Below are 243 nucleotides of genomic sequence, written 5' to 3'. Positions count from 1 at the left end.
GGTACATAATCCCTGAAAGCTTTTGGCCAGCACTCTTTCTGCATTTAGTTGACCAGTTAGCTGTGAAAACACAGTTTCTACCCGCCTTCTCTGTTTGAATATTAATTGACGCACAGATTTTGTCCAGTTTTCTTTACTGTTAGAACGCTTCAGGGCAAAAAGGCAGATATTTTGCTCCTGCATTTCCTGCATCAGCCTTTCACCGACATAGCCCTTGTCTGCTAAAACTGTGAAATTTGAACA

General features: G+C 41.6%; 1 protein-coding gene. It reads right to left on the bottom strand.

Annotated elements, in window-relative coordinates:
• Positions 1-243, bottom strand: a 243-nt coding sequence (locus DWX28_RS03755; protein ID WP_147342078.1) for a transposase, incomplete at both ends; no start/stop codon positions are given.

This window comes from Blautia sp. AF19-10LB (assembly GCF_003461245.1).
GTDB lineage: Bacteria > Bacillota > Clostridia > Lachnospirales > Lachnospiraceae > Blautia_A > Blautia_A intestinihominis.
This window is presented reverse-complemented; position numbering and strand designations above follow the sequence as displayed.